Source organism: Burkholderia sp. Ac-20379, from assembly GCF_017104645.1.
Classification (GTDB): Bacteria; Pseudomonadota; Gammaproteobacteria; order Burkholderiales; family Burkholderiaceae; genus Burkholderia.
Map to the genome: position 1 here is coordinate 1 of NZ_JAAGPF010000475.1, position 4,203 is coordinate 4,203.

Annotated in this window: 4 protein-coding genes; 1 reads left to right on the forward strand and 3 read right to left on the reverse strand. The window is 66.0% G+C overall.

From position 1 onward, the window contains the following. Positions 1–221: 4Fe-4S dicluster domain-containing protein (locus tag G3N92_RS31550; protein WP_206131456.1), on the forward strand; the 221-nt coding region annotated here is incomplete at its 5' end. 90 nt (positions 222–311) lie between these two features. On the opposite strand, the gene aroC is transcribed toward G3N92_RS31550, so the two are convergent. The 3 genes from aroC to G3N92_RS31565 all read right to left on the reverse strand — a co-directional run bounded on the left by aroC (position 312) and on the right by G3N92_RS31565 (position 4,113). Next, complete coding sequence (gene aroC, locus G3N92_RS31555) at positions 312–1,412, reverse strand: chorismate synthase (RefSeq protein WP_206131457.1); 1,101 nt, start codon at positions 1,410–1,412, stop codon at positions 312–314. A 129-nt stretch (positions 1,413–1,541) separates the two neighbouring features. Next, a complete protein-coding gene (locus G3N92_RS31560) occupies positions 1,542–3,476 on the reverse strand; it encodes an MFS transporter (RefSeq protein WP_206131458.1) in 1,935 nt (644 codons plus the stop codon). Positions 3,477–3,642: 166 nt separating this feature from the next. After that, positions 3,643–4,113: a CBS domain-containing protein gene (locus G3N92_RS31565; protein WP_206131459.1), complete on the reverse strand. Its 471-nt coding sequence runs from the start codon at positions 4,111–4,113 to the stop codon at positions 3,643–3,645. Positions 4,114–4,203: the final 90 nt, after the last annotated feature.

A 4,203-nucleotide genomic window follows, 5' to 3' on the forward strand; every position in this document is an offset into this window, starting at 1 on the left:
TGCCGGTGAACGTGAACCTGCACACCTACGCGGGCCCGGAAGCGCGCTTCTGCCCGGCCGCCGTGTACGAGTTCCAGAAGAACGACGACGGCAGCGACCGCCTCGTGATCAACGCGCAGAACTGCGTCCACTGCAAGACTTGCGACATCAAGGATCCGACGCAGAACATCGTGTGGGTCACGCCGGAAGGCGGCGGCGGGCCGAACTACCCGAACATGTAAGCGCCGCCGGCACACCTGCGCCCGGAAACGAAACGGGCCTCGCGAATCGCATCGCGAGGCCCGTTTTTCATGGCGCGGCGGCCGAACCGGTTACGGCGCTTCCGGGGCGATCTTCGGCGTATCCGTATGCACGTCGCCGCACTGCGCGCGATGACGCAGCGCGTGGTCGATCAGCACCAGCGCGAGCATCGATTCGGCGATCGGCGTGGCGCGAATGCCGACGCACGGATCGTGGCGGCCGAAAGTTTCGACGACCGATTCCTCGCCCGCCTTCGTGATCGAGCGGCGCGGCGTGCGGATGCTCGAGGTCGGCTTGATGGCGATCGACACGGTCAGATCCTGGCCCGTGGAGATGCCGCCCAGAATGCCGCCCGCGTGATTGCCGACGAAGCCCTGCGGCGTCATCTCGTCGCCGTGCTCGGAGCCGCGCTGCGCAATGCTCGCGAAGCCGGCGCCGATCTCGACGCCCTTCACCGCGTTGATCGCCATCATCGCGTGGGCGATATCGGCGTCGAGGCGGTCGTAAAGCGGCTCGCCCCAGCCGACCGGCACGCCCGAGGCCACCACGTTGATGCGTGCGCCGATCGAATCGCCGTCCTTGCGCAGCGCGTCCATGTAATCCTCGAGCTGCGGGACGATCTCGGCGTTCGGCGCGAAGAACGGGTTCTCGCGCACGTGCGACCAATCGACGAACGGCACGTCGATCGCACCGAGCGCGCTCATATAGCCGCGCACCTCGATGCCGAAGCGCTCGCGCAGCCACTTCTTGGCCACCGCGCCCGCACCGACGATCGGCGCCGTCAGGCGCGCCGACGAGCGGCCGCCGCCGCGGTAATCGCGGATGCCGTATTTCTGCCAGTAGGTGTAATCGGCGTGGCCGGGGCGGAAGGTTTCGACGATGTTGCCGTAATCCTTGCTGCGCTGATCGGTGTTGCGGATCAGCAGGCCGATCGGCGTGCCGGTGGTGCGCCCTTCGAAGGTGCCCGAGAGGATTTCGACGGCATCGGGCTCCTGACGCTGCGTGACGTGGCGCGACGTGCCGGGCTTGCGGCGGTCGAGTTCGAGCTGGATGTCGGCTTCGGTCAGTTCCATCCCCGGCGGGCAGCCGTCGATCACGCAGCCGATCGCGGGACCGTGCGATTCGCCGAAGGTCGTGACAGTGAAGAGCTTGCCGAGGGTATTGCCGGACATGGGAGCCGTTCCAGGAGAAAGTCGGGGAAACCGCTATTATGCCAGCCGCCCCGGCTGTCGAGGGAACGCGGGCGTGCCCGGGCCGGGCCGCCGCTGTCTTGCGGGCCTGTCCTCCGCCCTATTCGCACCCTATTTCCGCAGCCCGCGCAGCTCGGTCACCACCTTCTGCAGCACGTCGGGCAAGGCTGCGGAAGCCGCGATCGGCTCGCCGACCGCCAGCGTCAGGCGGCTCATCGCGCCCTTCTGCACCGGCCGCGGCCAGCGCGCATCGCTGTGCCGCGAGAACCAGCTGCCCCACAGCCCGCGCAACGCCATCGGCACCACCGGCACATCGGCGCGGCGCAGGATTTCGGTCACGCCGTGGTGGAACGTGTTGATCTCGCCGGTGCGCGTGAGCTTGCCTTCCGGGAAGATGCAAACCAGATCGCCGTCTTTCAGCGCAGCCTCGCAGGCCGCGTAGGCCGCTTCGAGCATTTCAGGATTCTCGTGGCGCGGCGCGATCGGAATCGCCTTGGCATGGCGGAACACCCAGCCCGCGAACGGCGTGCGGAAGATCCGGTAATCCATCACGAAGCGGATCGGCCGCGGGCTGGCCGCGGCGATCACGAGCGCATCCACGTAGCTGACGTGATTGCAGACCAGCACCGCCGCCGTATCCTCGGGAATCCGCTCGGCGTGCACCAGGCGGATCCGGTAGAGCGTGTGCACCAGCACCCAGGCCACGAAGCGCAGCAGGAACTCCGGCACCAGCGAGTAGATGTAGGTGGCCACTACCACGTTCAGCAGCGCCGTGACGAGGAACAGCCCCGGAATGCCGACGCCCGCGTGCGTCAGGCCCATCGCCATCAGCGCCGACGCCACCATGAACAGCGAATTGAGGATGTTGTTGGCGGCGATGATCCGCGCGCGGTGGGTGGGCGCGCTGCGGCTCTGGATCAGCGCGTAGAGCGGCACGCTGTAGAAGCCGCCGAACATCGCGAGCAGGAACAGGTCGGCCAGCACGCGCCAGTGCGCCGGCTGCGCGAGGAATTCGCCGACGTTCAGCAGATGCGTCTGCGCCGGCAGCGCGTGGCTCGCGAAGTACAGGTCGATCGCGAACACGCTGATGCCGATCGAGCCGAGCGGCACCAGGCCGATCTCGACGCGGTTGCGCGACAGCTTCTCGCACAGCATCGAACCGAGGCCGATGCCGATCGAGAACGTGGCCAGCAGCACCGTCACCACGTCGGGGTTGGCCGACATCACGTCTTTCGCGAAACCGAAGAACGACGTCAGGAACGTCGCGCCGACGAACCACAGCCACGAAATGCCGAGCAGGCTCAGGAACACGGTGCGGTTCTGGCCGGCCAGCTTCAGGTTGCGCCAGGTTTCCGACACCGGATTCCAGTTGATCTTCAGGTCCGGCTGCGGCGCCGGCGTGACCGGCACGCCCGAGGCGACCAGCCGCCCGATCACGGCGATCACCACGCAACTGACGGCGAGCAGCAACTCGCCGCGCCCGTCGATGCCGGCCGCCGCCCCGCCGATGATGGTGCCGATCAGGATCGCGACGAACGTGCCCATCTCGACCAGCCCGTTGCCGCCCACCAGTTCCTTGTCGCTCAGATGCTGCGGCAGATACGAATACTTGACGGGGCCGAACAGCGTGGAGTGCATCCCCATCATGAACGTGCACAGATACAGCAGCGCGGCGATGTGGGTGACGAAACCGGCCGCCCCCACCAGCATCAACGCGATCTCGAAGCTCTTGACGAAGCGCGTGAGGCGCGCCTTGTCGTATTTGTCGGCGATCTGGCCGGACGTGGCCGAGAACAGCATGAACGGCAGGATGAACACGGCCGAGATCAGGAATGCGGCCGTCTTGGGATCGACGCCGTTGAATTTCGCGCTCTGATAGGTGATCAGCGAGGTGAAGCCGATCTTGAAGACGTTGTCGTTCAGCGCGCCGAAGAACTGCGTGACGAAGAACGGGGCGAAGCGTCGCTGGCGAAGCAGGCCGAATTGCGACGAGTGCGAATGGCGTTCGTTGCGCCGCGGAGTGTTTGTCGTATTGGAATCGCTCATGCGCTCGGAGCGCGCGGCTTCGACGCCGCACGCAGTGGGTGTGTCGGATCGAAAACGGCCGGCACGCGTTGGCGTACCGGCCGTGGGAAGATGCGCGGCCCGTCCTGCGCATCCGGTGCGACGGGCAGCCGGCCCTCTCAGGCTGCCTTGCTTCGGTGAACCCGGATCAGTTCGTCGCGGGTTGCTGGTGCACTTCGCCGTCCGGCTCGGGCGGCCAATCGCGGATATACGCCTTCAACATGCGATTTTCGAAGCTCTGCGCCTCGACCACCGTTTTCGCGACGTCGTAGAACGAAATCACGCCCATCAGCACGCGCTTCTCGAGCACGGGCATGTAGCGCGCATGGCGCTCGAGCATCATCCGGCGCACTTCGTTGACGTCCGTTTCCGGCGTGCAGGTGAGCGGATCGTCCATGACCTTGCGGACCTGGACATCGCCGATCGCGCCGCCATTCTCCTTCAGACGCAGGATGATCTCGCGGAACGTCAGGATCCCGACCAGATCGCCATACTCCATCACGACCAGCGAGCCGATATCGCGCTCCGCCATCGTGTCGACTGCCTCGCGCAGCGGCATATCGGGCGTCACGGTGTACAGCGTGTTGCCCTTGACTTTCAGAATATCGCTGACGCGCATTCTTGCCCCCAAAACTGGATGGTACATAACCGGTTTTCGATCCTATCGGAAACCCCATCAAAAGGAAAGCGCGCGGCCCGCCCGGCAAGC

Excerpts from the sequence above, each read along its gene's own strand:
- aroC (WP_206131457.1), bottom strand. The coding sequence starts at position 1,412 with ATGTCCGGCAATACCCTCGGCAAGCTCTTCACTGTCACGACCTTCGGC.
- G3N92_RS31560 (WP_206131458.1), bottom strand. The coding sequence starts at position 3,476 with ATGAGCGATTCCAATACGACAAACACTCCGCGGCGCAACGAACGCCAT.
- G3N92_RS31565 (WP_206131459.1), bottom strand. The coding sequence starts at position 4,113 with ATGCGCGTCAGCGATATTCTGAAAGTCAAGGGCAACACGCTGTACACC.